This window comes from Streptomyces zhihengii, assembly GCF_016919245.1.
Taxonomy (GTDB): Bacteria; Actinomycetota; Actinomycetes; order Streptomycetales; family Streptomycetaceae; genus Streptomyces; species Streptomyces zhihengii.
This window is the reverse complement of the sequence record NZ_JAFEJA010000002.1, coordinates 1452607-1467819: the sequence shown is the minus strand read 5'-3', so window position 1 is coordinate 1467819 and position 15213 is coordinate 1452607. Positions and strand designations below refer to the sequence as shown.

Below are 15213 nucleotides of genomic sequence, written 5' to 3'. Positions count from 1 at the left end.
CTGGTCCCATGTCCCTTCCGACCCTTCCGACCCTTTTCGAGGCCCTGTACCGGGGCGAGCGGCACGTCGGCTTCGGCAGGCCGGAGCCGGGCACGCCGCAGACCCTGTACCGGGTCCCCGAGGGGCGGCTCGCGGAGATCTTCGTGACCACGGACGGCTCGCCCGGGGCGGTGCGGGCCGCCGTCACCGAGGGCGCCGAGGAGGTCACCGTCACGGCCGGCGACCCGGAGGTCCGGCTGCTGCCGCCGCTGCTGCCCGCGCGGAGCGGGGCGGCCCTGCTGAGCGGCTTCATGGGGACCCACAAGAAGAAGTGGGGCGGCGCGTCCGCGCCGGAGGGCGGCGAGTTCGAGCCGCCGAAGTGGTTCTTCAAGGGATTCGGCGACTGGGTGCGGCTGCCCGGCGAGACGCTGAACGTGCCGGCGAACCCGATCGCCCTGATCGAGGAGCCCGAGGTGGCGCTGGTCTACGTCAACGACGAGGACGGCAACCCGCACTACGCCGGCTACACCTTCGGCAACGACCTCTGCGACATCGGGCTGCACCGCAAGGACCCGGGCTACAACCCGTACTGCAAGCTGTGCGACACCGCGCTCACCCCCTGGCTGTTCCTCGGCGAGCCGCCGCGCACGGTCACCGGGCGGGTCACCATCACCCGGGACGGGGCCACCGCCTGGGAGGGGAGCTTCGACTGCGGCGACGACGCGCTGTACTTCCGGATCCGGGACATGGCGGCGCATCTGTTCTCGTTCCCCGCGGTGCGGCGGCCGGGGCTGGTCAACTACGTGCTCCTGGGGGCCGACGAGGCGAGCTTCCACGACGGGTTCCGGATCGCCGACGGCGACCGGATCGCCATCGACGTGAAGAGCCACGGTGTGGCGTTCGAGAACCCGGTGGCGTATGTGTCGCCGCCGCCGGCCTGAGCGCGGCGTCGCTTCGGCGGCGTGAACAGCTCATGAAACAGGGCCGGTTGGCCTGGGCAGGCCGGTGCCCGCCCAGGCAGGCTCGACGTCGACCGGCCGGCCCCCGGGGGCCGGCCTCCTGGAGTGAAGGAGCCCCATCGTGCCCGCCGGATCGAACGCCGGACAGCCGCCGCCCCGCGCGGGGCAGGCCAAGCAGGTGCACCTCGCGGTGCAGTTGCCCGGCATCCACAACGTGACCGTCTGGACGGACCCGCGGTCCGAGAGCCAGATCGCCGTCGACTCGTTCATCCGGCTCGCGCGCGCGGCGGAGCGGGGGAAGTTCGACTTCTTCTTCCTGGCCGAGGGGCTCCGGCTGCGCGAGCACAAGGGACAGGTGTACGACCTCGACGTGGTCGGACGGCCCGAGAACCTGACGATGCTCGCCGCGCTCGCCGCCGTGACCAGCCGTCTCGGTCTCGCAGCCACCGTGAACACCACGTTCAACGAGCCGTACGAGGTGGCCCGGCGCTTCGCGACGCTGGACCTGCTGAGCGAGGGCCGCACCGCGTGGAACGTGGTCACCAGCTACGACGCCTTCACCGGGGAGAACTTCCGCCGCGGCGGCTACCTCGACGAGGCGGACCGCTACACCCGGGCGGCCGAGTTCCTGTCCACCGCCAAGGAGCTGTGGGCGAGCTGGGGCGAGGACGACCTCGTGGCGGACGCCTCATCGGGCGAGTTCGTCCGCCCGGGCGCGGGGCGGTTCGCCCACCACGGGGAGCACTTCGACATCTCCGGCCGGTTCGGCACGCCCCGCGGGCCGCAGGGGCACCCGGTGATCATCCAGTCCGGGGAGTCCGACGCCGGGCGGGAGTTCGCGGCCCGCGACGCCGACGTCATCTTCAGCAAGTACAGCAGCCTGGAGCAGGCCCGGCCGTTCTACGAGGACGTGAAGCGGCGGCTGGCCGCCTACGGCAGGACGCACGACGACCTGAAGATCCTGCCGACCGCCACGGCCGTCGTCGCCGACACCGACGAGGAGGCGCGGGCCTACGCCGACGAGATCACCCGTGAGCAGGTGAGCCCGCAGACCGCGATCGCGCATCTGGAGGGCGTCTGGGGCCGGGACCTGTCCGCCTACGACCCGGACGGTCCGCTGCCGGACGTCGACCCGGAACCGGAGTCGCTGATCCTCAAGGGCCACTCGGTCTTCCGCAAGGGCCGCGAGGAGACCGCGCGGCGGTGGCGCGAGATCGCCGGGGAACGCGAACTGAGCATCCGTGAGCTGATGATCGAGGTGCACGGCGGCCAGACCTTCGTCGGCAGCCCGCGCACGGTCGCCGACAGCATCGACCACTTCGTGCAGTCGGACGGCGCCGACGGCTTCATCCTGGTGCCCCATCTGACGCCCGACGGCCTGGACGAGGTGGTGGACCGTGTGGTGCCGCTGCTCCAGGAGAAGGGCGTGTACCGCGAGGACTACACGGGGCCCACGCTCCGCGACCACCTGGGCCTCGGCCTGCCGAAGGAGACGCCGTGACCGGCACACCGTTCCATCTGGCCGTCGCCCTGGACGGGGCCGGCTGGCACCCGGGCGCCTGGCGGGCCGCGGGCGCCCGGCCCGGTGAGCTGTTCTCCGCGGGCTACTGGACCGACCTGGTGACCGAGGCCGAGCGCGGGCTGCTCGACTTCGTGACCCTTGAGGACACCCTGGCCCCGCAGTCCGAGCCCTTCCACCGCCCCGACGACCGCACCGACCGGGTGCGGGGCACCGTGGACGCGGTGCTGCTGGCGGCCCGGCTCGCCCCGGTGACCCACCGCATCGGCCTGGTGCCGACGGCGAACGTGACCCACACCGAGCCGTTCCACGTGGGGATCGGCATCGCGACCCTGGACCACGCGTCCGAGGGCCGGGCCGGCTGGCGTCCGCAGATAGCCTCGCGTGCCTCGGACGCCGCGCTCTTCGGCCGCCGCACCACACCGCAGCTCACCGACGACGACATCCGCGACCCGGAGGCCATCGCCCGGCGGCTGCGCCCGCTGTTCGCGGAGGCGGCCGACGCGGTGGAGGTGGCCCGCAGGCTGTGGGACAGCTGGGAGGACGACGCGGAGATACGCGACGCGGCGTCGGGCCGCTTCATCGACCGCGACAAGCTCCACCACATCGACTTCGAGGGCCCGCACTTCCATGTGCGGGGGCCCTCCATCGTCCCGCGCACCCCGCAGGGGCAGCCGGTGGTGGCGAGCCTCGCGCACGCCTCGACCCCGTACGAGTTCGCGGCGACGGCGTCCGACGTCGTGTTCGTCACCCCGCGGGACCGGGCGGGCGTCGCCCGGATCCTCGCCGAGGTGGACGAGGCGGTCGCGGTCACCGGCAGGGACCTGGCCGCACGGCCGCTGAAGCGGTTCGCGGACCTCGTCGTCGTCCTCGGCGACACCGCGGCGGCCGCGGCGGAACGCGCGGCCCGGCTGGACGACCTGGCCGGCGCGCCGCTCGCCTCCGACGCCGCGGTCTTCACCGGCACCGCGGCCGGACTGGCCGATCTGCTGGAGGACTGGCGCGCCGAGGGGCTCGACGGCTTCCGCCTCCGCCCGGCGGCACTCCCCCACGACCTGTCGGCCGTCACCGGCACGCTGGTCCCGGAGCTCCAGCGGCGCGGGGTCTTCCGGACGGAGTACACCTCCACCACGCTCCGCGGCCACCTCGGGCTCGCCCGGCCGGCGAGCCGCTACGCGGTGCCCGCCGCGGGCTGACGGGCGCGGGTGCCGGAGCCGGTCGGGGCTCCGGCGCCCGCCACCGCGCGGGCCGGAGGGTCAGGGGGCGTCGGCGGACCAGTCGTAGCGGCCGGGGTCGCCCGGGCGCGGCTCGTACACGGACCGGCCGCCCGCGCCGAAGGCACCGAGCTCCGTGGGCAGGACGGCGGCGGTGCCCGCGTCGCCCGGGGCGCGGCCGGTGATGTCGAGCAGCAGTCCGTCCAGCGGCCCGCCGACCAGCTCCGCGTAGACGCGGCCCGGCCGCGGGCCGGGCCGGGGGTCGTCGTGGTCCGTGCCGTAGACCCGTCCCCGCAGCAGTTCCTCGTCCCGGTCCCTGTCCATGGGGTCCAGCCTGGCAGCCGCCACTGACAACGGCTGTGCGGGGCGGTGTTCCCGGGGTGGGGCGGGCGCCCGGGCGGATGGGCCCGGGCGCCTGCCGCACCGTGCCGGTGCGGGGTCCGTCAGGGCAGGGTCCACCGCTGGTTGGGACCGGTGTGGCAGGTCCACAGGTGGACCCGGGTGCCGTCGTTCCAGGTCGAGCCCTCCGCGTCCAGGCACTTGCCCGACTGCGGATTGCGCAGCGAACCGTCCGGCTGCGCCGCCCAGCGCTGCGCACCCGTCCCGTTGCACGTCCACCACTGCACCTTCGTACCGTCCGCCGAACCACCGCCGCTCACGTCGAGACAGCCGCCCAGCGCACGCACCGACCCGTCACCCGGCACCTCCCACCGCTGCGCGGCCGTCCCGTTGCACGACCACAACCGCACCTGAGCACCCTCGACACCCGAACCGCCCGCCACGTCCAGGCACTTGCCGTTCACCCCCGTCACCGCCGACGACACCGGCGGTGCGCCGGTGGCGCGGAGGCGGACGTCGCGGAAGGAGACGGTGTCGCCGTCGCCGTGGTTCTGGAGGCCGATGTGGCCCTGGCGCAGGCTGCGGGCGGGGTCGGTGTTGGTGAAGTCGTTGACGCGGGTGCCGTTGAGGAAGACCTCCAGGCGTTCGCCGGTGACCCTGATCTCGTAGGTGTTCCATTCGCCGGGCGGGTTGAGCGCCGCGTCACGGGCGGCGGTGTCGGCGGACCGGAATCCGTAGACCGCGCCGGTGGTGCGGTCCGGGGAGTCGGTCGCGTCGATCTGGATCTCGTAGCCGTTGTTCACCGCCGACCAGGGGTCGTCGGACGCGGGGAAGCCGACGAAGACGCCGGAGTTGTCGTCGCCCTCGGCGCGCCAGTCCAGCTTGAGGGACCAGTCGCCGGTCAGTTCACGGCCCGCGTACCAGAGCAGGCCGAGACCGCCCTGCGAGGTGAGGGTGGAGTCGGCGAGCGAGAACGAGCCGGGGCCCGCCTGCCGCCAGCCGGCCGTGCCGCTCTCGAAGAGCGGTTCGTAGCCGTTCTCCGGGCGGCAGTCGGCACGGGTCATGCCGGCGGCCCAGCGGATCCCGCCGAGGACGTGGCGGCGGAAGGCGGGCTCGGAGTAGGACTCGTCGGTGTGGCCGCCGCCGGTGTAGAAGGCCCGGCCGCCCTCGTAGTCCTTGCACCAGGCGATCGGGTGGTCGCCGGACATGGAGCCGCCGGTGTAGCTGGACTCGTCCAGCGAGGCGAGGACGTGCGCGGTGGTGCGGGGGTTGGTGCGGTAGTTGTACCACTCGTCGAAGCGCTGCCAGGTGGTGCCGAGGTGGGCGGTGGCGTCGTGGGCGCGGTTCTCGACCTCGACGGTGGCGGTCTGGTTGTGCGGGTGGGACTGGAAGAGGGCGCCCGCGAGCCCGGCGTAGAAGGGCCAGTCGTACTCGGTGTCGGCGGCGGCGTGCACACCGACGTAGCCGCCGCCGGCGCGGATGTACTGCTCGAACGCGGTCTGCTGGGTGCCGTCGAGGACGTCGCCGGTGGTGGAGAGGAAGACGACGGCCCGGTAGCGGGCGAGGTTGGCGGTGGTGAACGCGGTGGGGTCCTCGGTGGCGTCGACGGTGAAGTTGTTGGCGCCGCCCAGTTCGCGCAGGGCGGCCAGTCCGTCGTCGATGGAGGAGTGGCGGAAGCCCGCCGTCCTGGAGAAGGCCAGGACCCGGTAGGCGGGGTCGGCCACGGCCGCGGCCGCGGCGGGCTCCGGGGCGGGGTCCGGGGCGGAGGCCGCCGCGGACGCCGTGGCGGGCAGCGTGGCCCCCGCGCAGAGCAGGGCCGCCGCGCCGAGCCAGGCGCCCGCGCGGGCCAGGGGGCGCCGTGTCCGGACCGTCCGGGGCGTCGTCGCGCCCGGTGCGGCGGCGCGGGGGGCGGTGCGTCGGGCGAGGTGTCGTGTGAGGTGTCGCATCGTGTGTCGCCTCCTTCCTGCTACGGCAGGATCCATCGCTGGTTCGGTCCGTCGTGGCAGGTCCACAGGTGGACCCGGGTGCCGTCGTTCCAGGTCGAGCCCTCCGCGTCCAGGCACTTGCCCGACTGCGGATTGCGCAGTGAACCGTCCGGCTGCGCCGCCCAGCGCTGCGCACCCGTCCCGTTGCACGTCCACCACTGCACCTTCGTACCGTCCGCCGAACCACCGCCGCTCACGTCGAGACAGCCGCCCAGCGCACGCACCGACCCGTCACCCGGCACCTCCCACCGCTGCGCGGCCGAGCCGTTGCACGACCACAACCGCACCTGCGTGCCCTCGACGGCCGAACCGCCCGCCACGTCCAGGCACTTGCCGTTCACCCCCGTCACCGCCGACGACACCGGCGGCGCGCCGGAGACGGTGAAGCGGAAGTCGTCGAGGTCGAACAGCGATCCGGCGCCGCCCTTGAAGACGAGGTGGAGCGAGGTGGTGCCGGCGGGCCGGTCGGTGAGCGGGGTGCCGACCTCCTGGAAGGTCTCCCAGCCGCCGGTCACCGGGACGGCGACCGTGCCCATCAGGGTGCCGGTGGGCGAGCCGGCGCGTACCTCGATGGTGCCGCCCGCCCCGCCGGACGACACCCGCGCGGTGAAGCGGGTGGCGTTGCCGAGGGCGTAGGGACGGAAGGAGATCCAGTCGCCGTTGTCGATGTAGCCGACCGTCCGGCCGCCGTGCGCGGTCGCGTGCGAGGCCACCTGGACGCCGGAGGAGTCGCCGAAGTGTTCGCCCTGGCGGTGGGTGGGCTGGCTGATGTGCTGGTCGTGGGTGGTGAGGGCGGGCTGTCCGCCCGCGCCGCCGTCGGTGTACTCCGCGTCCCACACACCGAAAATGTTGGCGTTGGGGTCGTGCTCGCCGTCGGCGATGGTCTGCACGGTGCCCGAGCATCCGGTGGCGGAGGTCTGGGGGTGGCCGTGGCTGTCGTGGCCGATGATGAAGGTGACCTTCACCCGCGAGCAGTCGATGGCGGGGTCCTCGGGGTCGGTCACCGTCACCTTGAAGGGCACCGCCGCGCCGGGGTCGATGATGCTGCCGTCCGCGGGGAGTTCGAGCCTCACGGTCGGCGCGGTGTTGCCGACGGTGATCTGGACCGAGGCGGTGGCCTGTTTGCCGGTGGAGTCGGTGACGGTCAGTTCGGCGGTGTAGCGGCCGTTGGCGGTGTACGTGTGGCTCGGGTTGGCGCTGGTGGAGGTCGCGCCGTCGCCGAAGCGCCAGGCGTGGCGCAGTGTGTCGCCGTCGGGGTCGGCGGAGCCGGCGGAGGAGAAGGCGACGGTGAGCGGCGCCTTGCCCGAGGTGCGGTCGGCGGCGGCCTGGGCGACGGGCGAGCGGCCGTCCGTGATGTGCTCGATGCGGTAGAGGGCGGAGTTCTGGTCGCCGCTGAAGTAGCCGGTTCCGTAGTCGAGGACGTACAGGGCGCCGTCCGGGCCGAAGGCCATGTCCATCACCTGGGTGCCGGTCCAGGGGAAGGGGCTGATGGACTGGATCGTGCCGGCGCCGTCCTGGGCGACGCGGCGGATCCACTTGCGGCCGAACTCGCCGGCGAAGAAGTGGCCGTCGTAGCTCTGGGGGAACTTCACGGCCGAGGTCGAGCCGGCGTCGTAGCGGTAGACCGGTCCGGCCATGGGCGATTCCGATCCGCCGCCGAACTCGGGCACCGAGTCGCCGTCGTACGGCAGCCAGGCGGGCTGCGCGGGCGGCAGTTCGGTCAGGCCCGTGTTGCGCGGCGAGGTGTTGCGGGGTGCCGCGCAGTCGAAGCGGGCGCCGGAGCTCCCGGTGGCGAAGTCGTGGTCGTTGTAGGCGTCGTTGTCGCCGGTGCAGTAGGGCCAGCCGAAGTTGCCCGCCTTGGTGATCCGGTTGAACTCGACCTGTCCGGCCGGTCCCCGGGTGGCGCTCGCGGTGCCGGCGTCGGGGCCGTAGTCGCCGAGGTAGACGGTGCCGGTCTGCTTGTCGACGCTCATCCGGAACGGGTTGCGAAAGCCCATGGCGTAGATCTCCGGGCGGGTCCGCGCCGTGCCGGGGGCGAAGAGGTTGCCCGCGGGCACGGTGTAGGAGCCGTCGGCGGCCACCTTGATGCGCAGCACCTTGCCGCGCAGGTCGTTGGTGTTGCCGCTGGAGCGCTGGGCGTCGAAGGCCGGGTTGCGCGAGGCGCGCTCGTCGAGCGGCGAGTAGCCGTCGGAGGCGAAGGGGTTGGTGTCGTCGCCGGTGGTCAGGTAGAGGTTCCCCTGGGCGTCGAAGTCGATGTCGCCGCCGACGTGGCAGCAGATGCCGCGGGAGGCGGGGACGTCGAGCACGGTCTTCTCACTGGCGGTGTCCAGCGTGCCGTCGGTGCGCAGGGTGAAGCGGGAGAGCCGGTTGACGCCGTCGAACGGCGCGAAGTCGGCGGCCGTCCCGTCGCCGGGCGCGTCGCCGCCGGGTGTGGCGAGCTTGGGCGCGTAGTACAGGTACACGTGCCGGTTGGCGGTGAAGCCGGGGTCCACGCCGATGCCCTGGAGGCCCTCCTCGTCGTGGCTGTACACGTCGAGGCGGCCGGCGACCTTGGTGGTCCCGGCGGCGTCGGTGAGCCGCAGGGTGCCGTCGCGGGAGGTGTGCAGGACGGAGCGGTCGGGCAGGACGGCCATGGTCATGGGCTCGCCGGTCTCGGCGACGCCCTTGGCGAGGGTGACCTGCTGGAACTCCTCGGCCGCGGCGGGGGCGGGGGCCGCCGCCGATGCCGTGGGGACGATGGGTGCCAGCAGGGCGGTGAGGAGTGCCAGGGCGGTGGCCCCGGCGGCTCTGCGGGCACGCGGGGATCTGTGGCGCACGGAAGTCTCCCAGGGGTGGGGGGTGCCGACGGGTCCACTGCGGATCCGCCGGGGAGAACTCGGGCGTGCGCCGTCACGCCGGTGTGCGGGCCGGGTGGTGGTCAACCTGCCTGGCCCGTTGGGAAGTTAGCGCGCCGGGGGTGTGCCGCGTAAGCCCTTCGACACGGGAATCACCAACTTCTTCCACCGGATGGACAAAGGTTTTCGGACATCCGGCGGACATCCGGCGGCCGACGTCCGACGTCCGGCGTCCGGCGTCCGGCGTCCGGACGCCGCTACCGGCCGGGTCGGGGGCCGGACGGGCGGCCGGGTCAGGAACCGGGGGCGGCCGGGCCGGTGCGGAAGGTCCGGCGGTAGGTGTCCGGCGGGACGCCGACGGTCCGGTGGAAGTGCCGGCGCAGGGTCGTGGCGGTGCCCATCCCGGTGGCGGCCGCGACGGCGTCCACGCTCTGGTCGGTGGTCTCCAGCAGTTCCTGGGCGCGGCGGATGCGCTGGGTCAGCAGCCACTGGAGCGGGGTGGTCCCGGTGGCGGCCCGGAAGTGGCGGCCGAGGGTGCGCGAACTCATCCGGGCGCGGCGCGCGAGGTCCTCCACGCTCAGCGGCTGATCGAGGCGGGCCAGCACCCAGGGGAAGAGCGCGGTGAGCGGATGGGAGTCCCGCTCGGGGACGGGCGTGGTCACGAACTGGGCCTGGCCGCCCGCCCGGTGGGGCGGGACGACCAGCCGGCGGGCGGCGGCGTTGGCGACGGACGAGCCGTGGTCGAGGCGGACCAGGTGGAGGCAGAGATCGAGCGCGGCGGCCTTGCCCGCCGAGGTGAGGACGGTGCCGTTGTCCACGTAGAGGACGTCCGGGTCGACCTCCACCCGGGGGTGGCGGGCGGCCAGCACGTCGGTGTGGGCCCAGTGGGTGGTCGCCCGCAGACCGTCCAGGAGGCCGGCCGCGGCGAGGACGAACGCGCCGGTGCACAGCGAGGCCACCCGCGCGCCCGCGTGGTGCGCCGCGCGCACCGCGTCGACCAGGTCGGCGGGCGGCGGGCGGTCGACATCGGCCCAGCCCGGCACGATCACGGTGTCCGCCTCCCGCAGCCGGTCCAGGCCGGCGTCGGGCTCCAGGCCGAAGCGCCCGGCGCGCACGGTGCCGGGGCCGCACAGGACGACGTCGTACCAGGGCACGTCCACACCGTCCGGGACGCCTCCGAACACCTCGTAGGCCACGGCGAGTTCGAAGTGGAGCATCCCCTCGGTGAGGGCCAGCGCGACAGTGGTCATGTCCGGAAGTGTACGGGTCATGTCGTTCCGGACACTCACGCCGGAGCCGGCCGTCCGGCCAGGATGTTCAGCAGCGGATCGACGGAACGACGGAACACGAGAAGGAGCAGGTCATGAGCGCGGGTCAGACGGTCGCGGTGTTCGGGGCGTACGGGCACACGGGGCGGTTCGTGGTGGCGGAACTGCGGGACCGCGGCTTCCTGCCGCTGCTGTCCGGCCGGGACGCGGCGAGGCTGGAGGAACTGGCCGGTTCCGCCGGCGCGGCCCCGGAATCCGTGCGGCCCGCGTCGGTGGACGACCCGGCCTCGCTGGACCGCGCGCTCGCCGGCGCGGCGGCCGTCGTCAACTGCGCGGGACCGTTCGCCACGACGGCGGCCCCGCTGATCGAGGCGGCGCTGCGCGCGGGCATCCCCTACGTGGACGTGGCGGCCGAGATCGAGGCCAACGCGGACACGTTCGCGCACTTCGGCGAGCGGGCCCGCGAGGCAGGCGTGGTGGTGGTCCCCGCGATGGCGTTCTTCGGCGGCCTGGGCGACCTGCTGGCGACCGCCGCGATGGGCGACTGGGCGTCGGCCGACGAGGTGCATGTCGCCTACGGCCTGAGCGACTGGCACCCGACGGCCGGGACCCGGTCGGCCGGCGCGGTCTCCCGCGAGCGGCGCGGCGGCCGGGGGGTCCGCTGGACGGGCGGACGTCTGGAGTACGGGGACGCGGCCCCCGCGACCCGGGAGTGGACCTTCCCCGGCGAGGACACGCGCACCCTGCGCGAGATGACCATGGCCGATGTGGTGACCCTCCCCCGGCATCTGGACGTCCCGGAGGTGCGCACCTGGATGACCGCCGAGGCCGTCGGCGACCTGTCGGCCCCCGGCACCCCGGCGCCCGTGGCGGCCGACGAACGGGGGCGTTCGGCGCAGACGTTCACCGTGGACGTCGTGGTCCGGCGCGGCGGCGCCGAGCGGCGGGCGGCGGCGAGCGGGCGGGACATCTACGCGGTCAGCGCGCCGCTGGCGGTGGAGGCGGTGGCACGTGTCCTCGCGGGCGGGGCCGGGGCGGCGGGCGTCCGCTCGGCGGGGGAGCTCTTCGACGCCCCCGCCTTCCTCGGCGCGCTCTCCGCGCACCTGACCACAGACCTGGCCGGCGGGGGCGCGGACGGGGTGTGACAGGGTCGCCGTATGACGACACCTCCGGACGGGCTGCCCGTCTACCGCGTCCTGACCGGCCCGGACGACTCGGCGTTCTGCCACCGGGTGAGCGAGGCACTGGAGCTGGGCTACCGGCTCCACGAGGGGCCGGCGGTCACCTTCGACGGGCAGCGGGTGGTCGTGGCCCAGGCCGTCGTGTGGTCCGGGCGGAAATCCGGGTGACCCGCCCGGGCCGCGGCGCTATCCTCGGCGGTATGAACGTCACCGGCCCACGCATCACCGCGACCGCGCGAGCGACCAGCTCGCCGGCCGCCGCCGTCTGACGTACCCCCACCCCACCGGCGACCGGAAACGGTCCGCCGGTGGTTCCGTGGCCTCCTCGCCCGGTTCCGGTGACACGGACCGTTGTCCGGCGCCCGACCGCTGTGACGCGAAGGAGCCACCATGGACACCGAGACCGTCGTCCGCACGTTCACGTCGTACTACGAGGAACGCGGACACGCCCTGATCGACGGCTCGACACTGGTACGGCCGCCGGGCGACCCGGTGCTGTTCACCACCTCGGGCATGCACCCGCTCACCGAGTACCTGACGGGGCGCCCGCATCCGCTCGGCACCCGGCTGGCCGGTGTGCAGCGGTGTCTGCGCACGACCGACCTGGAGGAGGTCGGCGACCCGACCCATCTCACCGTCTTCGAGATGCTCGGGAGCTGGTCGCTCGGCGACTACGAGGGGCCGGTCAGTCTGCGCTGGGCCCACGGGCTGCTCACCGAGGGCTTCGGCGTCCCGCACCGGCTGCTGCACGCCACGGTGTTCGGCGGCGACGGGCAGGTGGGGCCGGACACCGCCTCGCAGGAGCTCTGGGAGGAACTCGGGGTGCCGGTGGAGCACACCACCGGGGACAACTGGTGGGACAACGGGCCGACCGGCCCCTGCGGGCCCGATTCGGAGATCTTCCTGTGGACCGGCGACACCCCTCCCGAGTCCACCCCCACGGGCGACGACCGCTGGGTGGAGGTGTGGAACCACGTGATGATGCGTCACCGGCGGCTCGACGACGGCTCGCTGGTGCCGCTGCCCCTGCGCAGCATCGACACCGGGCTCGGTCTCGAACGCCTCGCCGCCGTGCTCCAGGGCCGCGCCTCGGTGTTCGAGTGCGATGTGTTCGCCCCCTGGCTCCGGGAGGTGCCGCTGCTGTGGCCCGGCCTGGACGTGCCGTCGCTGCGGCTGGTCTGCGACCATCTGCGGTCGGCCGTGGTGATGACGGCCGACGGGGTGCGCCCGGCCGCCACCGGGCGCGGCTACGTGCTGCGCCGGCTGGTGCGGCGGGTGCTCACGGTGCTCCGGCGGGACGATTTCTCACGCGGACTCGGCGACCTGCCGAAGGAGCTGGTGGAGCACACCCTGGACCGCTTCCGGCAGGACGGGAGCCCCGAGGAGGTGCGCCGGATGCTGGACGACGAGGAGCGGCGCTTCCGGCGGCTGCTGGAGCGCGGCCGGCAGGTGCTGGCCCGTCCGCGCTTCCGGGGCCCGCTGGACGAGGAGGACCTGCGCTACCTCCACGACACCCACGGGCTGCCCCGCGATCTCGTGACCGACCTGCGGAACGGCTGACCCGGCGCGGGCACGGCGCTCCCGCGGCGCCGCGCCCGGAGCACCGGCGGACGGCACTCCCCCGGGGCCGCGACCGGGGCACGGGGCAGCGCTCTCCCGGGGCCGCGCCCGGGGCTCCGGGGGGGCGCTCCCGTTGTGCCGTGCTCAGGGCACCAGCGTCGAGCGGCGGACGACCAGTTCGGGCTGGAGCACGACCCGGCGGGCGCCGGCCGTCCGCGGTGCCGCGCCCGGGCGCTCGGTCTCCTCCAGGAGCAGCTCGGCGGCCATCGCCCCCATGGAGACGGCGGGCTGGCGGACGGAGGTGAGCGGGACGGCGGCGGCCGCCGCGAACTCGATGTCGTCGTAGCCGACGATGGCGATGTCCTCGGGGACGCGGACGCCGACCCCGACCATGGTCTGGAGCACCCCGAGGGCGAGCAGGTCGTTGGCGCAGAACACGGCGGTCGGACGGTCGGCGAGGCCGAGCAGACGGGCGCCCGCGTCGCGGCCGGCCACCACGTCGAGGCGTTCGGCGGGCAGTTCGTGCAGCCGGTCGGTGCCCAGGCCCGCCTCGGCGAAGGCCTGGCGGGCGCCGGTGCGGCGGTCCTGGACCTGCCGGAGCCCGGCCGGGCCGCTGACGTAGGCGATGGACCGGTGTCCCGTCCGGATCAGATGGCGCACCGCCATCGCCCCGCCCGCCACGTCGTCCACGGACACCGACGACTCGGCGGCGTCCTCGGCGACCCGGTCGACCAGCACGAAGGGGATGCCGTGGCGGCGGAACGCCTGGAGGGTGCGGCCGGTGGCGTCCGCCGGGGTGATCAGCACGCCCCGCACCCGCTGTTCGGCGAAGAGGGAGAGGTACTCGGCCTCCTCCGACGGGTCCTGGGCGCTGTTGCACACCATCACGCCGAGCCCGGCCCGGCGTGCGGCGCGCTCGGCGCCGCGGGCCACGTCCACGAAGAAGGGGTTGCCCATGTCGAGGACGAGCATGCCCATGATCCGGCTGCGGCCGGCGCGCAGTTGCCGGGCGGACTCGCTGCGGACGTAGCCGAGCCGCCGGATCACCCCCTGCACCCGCGTCCGGGTCTCGGCGGTGACCGTGTCCGGGCGGTTGACGACGTTCGAGACCGTGCCCACCGAGACCCCGGCGGCGCGGGCGACGTCCTTCATGCTGACCGACTGGGACATCGGCGCCTCTCCTCCAGGTCCTGACGGCCGGGGCGGCCGTCGCCCCGCCCGTCCGGCCCCGCGCCCGGGCGGAGAACCGGGCGGGCGGGACCGGACGGGCGGTCACGGGGCCGCGGCTCAGAAGTCGAACGAGTCGATGTTCTTCGCGTCGAACACGGTCGGCTTGCCCAGGTTGATCACGCCGTCCTTGCCGATGGTGTACGTCGTCGTGCCGGCGGTGAACGTCTCGCCCTCCTGGCCGGTGATCTGGCCCGACGCCAGCGCGACCGCGGTCCGCGCGGCCAGGTCGCCCAGCGCGGCCGGGTCCCACAGCTCGAACGCCTCGACGGTGCCGTTCTTCACGTAGGTGCGCATGTCGTTGGGCGTGCCCAGGCCGGTGAGCTTGACCTTGCCCTTGTACTTGGAGCCCGACAGGTACTGCGCGGCGGCCTTGATGCCGACGGTGGTCGGGGAGATGATCCCCTTCAGGTTCGGGTACTCCTGGAGCAGGCCCTGGGTCTGCTGGAAGGACTGCTGGGCGTCGTCGTTGCCGTACGCGACCTTGACCAGCTCGATGTCCTTGTACTTCGGGTCCTCGAGTTCCTTCTTCATGAACTCGATCCAGGTGTTCTGGTTCGTCGCGGTCTGCGCGGCCGACAGGATCGCGATCTCGCCCTTGAAGCCGATCTGCTCCGCCAGGAGCTGCACCTCGGTGCGGCCCAGGTCCTCCGCGGACGCCTGCGAGACGAAGGCGTGCCGGCAGTCGGCCCGGGTGTCGGAGTCGTAGGTGACGACCTTGATGCCGTTGCCCATGGCCTGCTTCAGCGCCGTGCACAGCGCGCCCGGGTCCTGCGCCGACACCGCCATCGCGTCGACCTGCTGCTGGGTCAGGGTGTTGACGTAGGAGACCTGGCCGGAGGTGTCGGTGCCGCTGGACGGGCCGACCTCCTTGAAGGACGAGCCGAGCTCCTTGAGCGCCTTCTCGCCGCCCTTGTCCGCGGTGGTGAAGTAGGGGTTGTTGACCTGCTTGGGCAGGAAGCCGACGGTGAGGCCCTTCTTGGTCTCGGCGTTCGGGTCGGCCTTGCCGGCCGCGGCGGCCGCGCCGCCCTCCTTCTGCACGTCCTCCTTCGAGGTGCCGCCGCAGGCGGTGACGGCGAGGGCGAGCGAGGTGACGGCGGCGAGCGCCGCGCAGGAACGGCGGAGGCTTCTCTTGCGCATGACGGGGG

12 protein-coding genes are annotated in these 15213 nt (G+C 73.8%); 6 read left to right on the top strand and 6 right to left on the bottom strand.

What is annotated here, in order from left to right; translation table 11 throughout:
- Positions 1-8 precede the first annotated feature (8 nt).
- The 3 genes from JE024_RS33865 to JE024_RS33855 all read left to right on the top strand — a co-directional run bounded on the left by JE024_RS33865 (position 9) and on the right by JE024_RS33855 (position 3653).
- On the top strand, positions 9-920 hold the full coding sequence (locus tag JE024_RS33865) for a fumarylacetoacetate (FAA) hydrolase (protein WP_205377697.1): 912 nt from the start codon (positions 9-11) through the stop codon (positions 918-920).
- A gap of 139 nt (positions 921-1059) precedes the next feature.
- Complete coding sequence (locus JE024_RS33860) at positions 1060-2439, top strand: NtaA/DmoA family FMN-dependent monooxygenase (RefSeq protein ID WP_244883357.1); 1380 nt, start codon at positions 1060-1062, stop codon at positions 2437-2439.
- The gene (locus JE024_RS33855; RefSeq protein ID WP_205377696.1) at positions 2436-3653 is read left to right on the top strand and encodes an LLM class flavin-dependent oxidoreductase; all 1218 of its coding nucleotides are present in this window, start codon (positions 2436-2438) and stop codon (positions 3651-3653) included. The genes JE024_RS33860 and JE024_RS33855 overlap by 4 nt, the downstream gene beginning before the upstream one ends.
- A gap of 60 nt (positions 3654-3713) precedes the next feature.
- Here the strand turns inward: JE024_RS33855 and JE024_RS33850 are convergent, their stop codons facing one another.
- The 4 genes from JE024_RS33850 to JE024_RS33835 form a co-directional block, all read right to left on the bottom strand.
- Positions 3714-3995 (bottom strand): hypothetical protein, encoded by a 282-nt coding sequence (locus tag JE024_RS33850; protein ID WP_205377695.1) that lies wholly within the window; start codon positions 3993-3995, stop codon positions 3714-3716.
- Between the two features lie 119 nt (positions 3996-4114).
- The gene (locus tag JE024_RS33845; RefSeq protein WP_244883354.1) at positions 4115-5956 is read right to left on the bottom strand and encodes a ThuA domain-containing protein; all 1842 of its coding nucleotides are present in this window, start codon (positions 5954-5956) and stop codon (positions 4115-4117) included.
- A gap of 20 nt (positions 5957-5976) precedes the next feature.
- On the bottom strand, positions 5977-8811 hold the full coding sequence (locus JE024_RS33840) for a PQQ-dependent sugar dehydrogenase (protein WP_205377694.1): 2835 nt from the start codon (positions 8809-8811) through the stop codon (positions 5977-5979).
- A 311-nt stretch (positions 8812-9122) separates the two neighbouring features.
- The gene (locus JE024_RS33835) at positions 9123-10079 is read right to left on the bottom strand and encodes a helix-turn-helix domain-containing protein (protein WP_205377693.1); all 957 of its coding nucleotides are present in this window, start codon (positions 10077-10079) and stop codon (positions 9123-9125) included.
- A gap of 113 nt (positions 10080-10192) precedes the next feature.
- Here JE024_RS33835 and JE024_RS33830 point away from each other — a divergent pair, with 113 nt between their 5' ends.
- From JE024_RS33830 to JE024_RS33820, 3 genes are all read left to right on the top strand, one after another.
- A complete protein-coding gene (locus JE024_RS33830) occupies positions 10193-11242 on the top strand; it encodes a saccharopine dehydrogenase NADP-binding domain-containing protein (RefSeq protein WP_205377692.1) in 1050 nt (349 codons plus the stop codon).
- Between the two features lie 12 nt (positions 11243-11254).
- A complete protein-coding gene (locus JE024_RS33825) occupies positions 11255-11446 on the top strand; it encodes a DUF1737 domain-containing protein (RefSeq protein ID WP_205377691.1) in 192 nt (63 codons plus the stop codon).
- Between the two features lie 222 nt (positions 11447-11668).
- Positions 11669-12838, top strand: coding sequence for an alanine--tRNA ligase-related protein (locus tag JE024_RS33820; RefSeq protein WP_205377690.1), 1170 nt, complete (start codon positions 11669-11671; stop codon positions 12836-12838).
- A gap of 144 nt (positions 12839-12982) precedes the next feature.
- On the opposite strand, the gene JE024_RS33815 is transcribed toward JE024_RS33820, so the two are convergent.
- Together JE024_RS33815 and rhaS are read right to left on the bottom strand one after the other, a co-directional pair.
- Complete coding sequence (locus JE024_RS33815) at positions 12983-14008, bottom strand: LacI family DNA-binding transcriptional regulator (RefSeq protein ID WP_205377689.1); 1026 nt, start codon at positions 14006-14008, stop codon at positions 12983-12985.
- Between the two features lie 117 nt (positions 14009-14125).
- A complete protein-coding gene (gene rhaS, locus JE024_RS33810; protein ID WP_205377688.1) occupies positions 14126-15205 on the bottom strand; it encodes a rhamnose ABC transporter substrate-binding protein in 1080 nt (359 codons plus the stop codon).
- Between the last annotated feature and the right edge of the window lie 8 nt (positions 15206-15213).

Bases quoted from the DNA above. Each gene is read 5' to 3' on its own strand.
- rhaS (WP_205377688.1), bottom strand. From the start codon at position 15,205: ATGCGCAAGAGAAGCCTCCGCCGTTCCTGCGCGGCGCTCGCCGCCGTC.
- JE024_RS33820 (WP_205377690.1), top strand. From the start codon at position 11,669: ATGGACACCGAGACCGTCGTCCGCACGTTCACGTCGTACTACGAGGAA.
- JE024_RS33845 (WP_244883354.1), bottom strand. From the start codon at position 5,956: ATGCGACACCTCACACGACACCTCGCCCGACGCACCGCCCCCCGCGCC.
- JE024_RS33865 (WP_205377697.1), top strand. From the start codon at position 9: ATGTCCCTTCCGACCCTTCCGACCCTTTTCGAGGCCCTGTACCGGGGC.
- JE024_RS33825 (WP_205377691.1), top strand. From the start codon at position 11,255: ATGACGACACCTCCGGACGGGCTGCCCGTCTACCGCGTCCTGACCGGC.
- JE024_RS33830 (WP_205377692.1), top strand. From the start codon at position 10,193: ATGAGCGCGGGTCAGACGGTCGCGGTGTTCGGGGCGTACGGGCACACG.
- JE024_RS33835 (WP_205377693.1), bottom strand. From the start codon at position 10,079: ATGACCACTGTCGCGCTGGCCCTCACCGAGGGGATGCTCCACTTCGAA.
- JE024_RS33815 (WP_205377689.1), bottom strand. From the start codon at position 14,008: ATGTCCCAGTCGGTCAGCATGAAGGACGTCGCCCGCGCCGCCGGGGTC.
- JE024_RS33850 (WP_205377695.1), bottom strand. From the start codon at position 3,995: ATGGACAGGGACCGGGACGAGGAACTGCTGCGGGGACGGGTCTACGGC.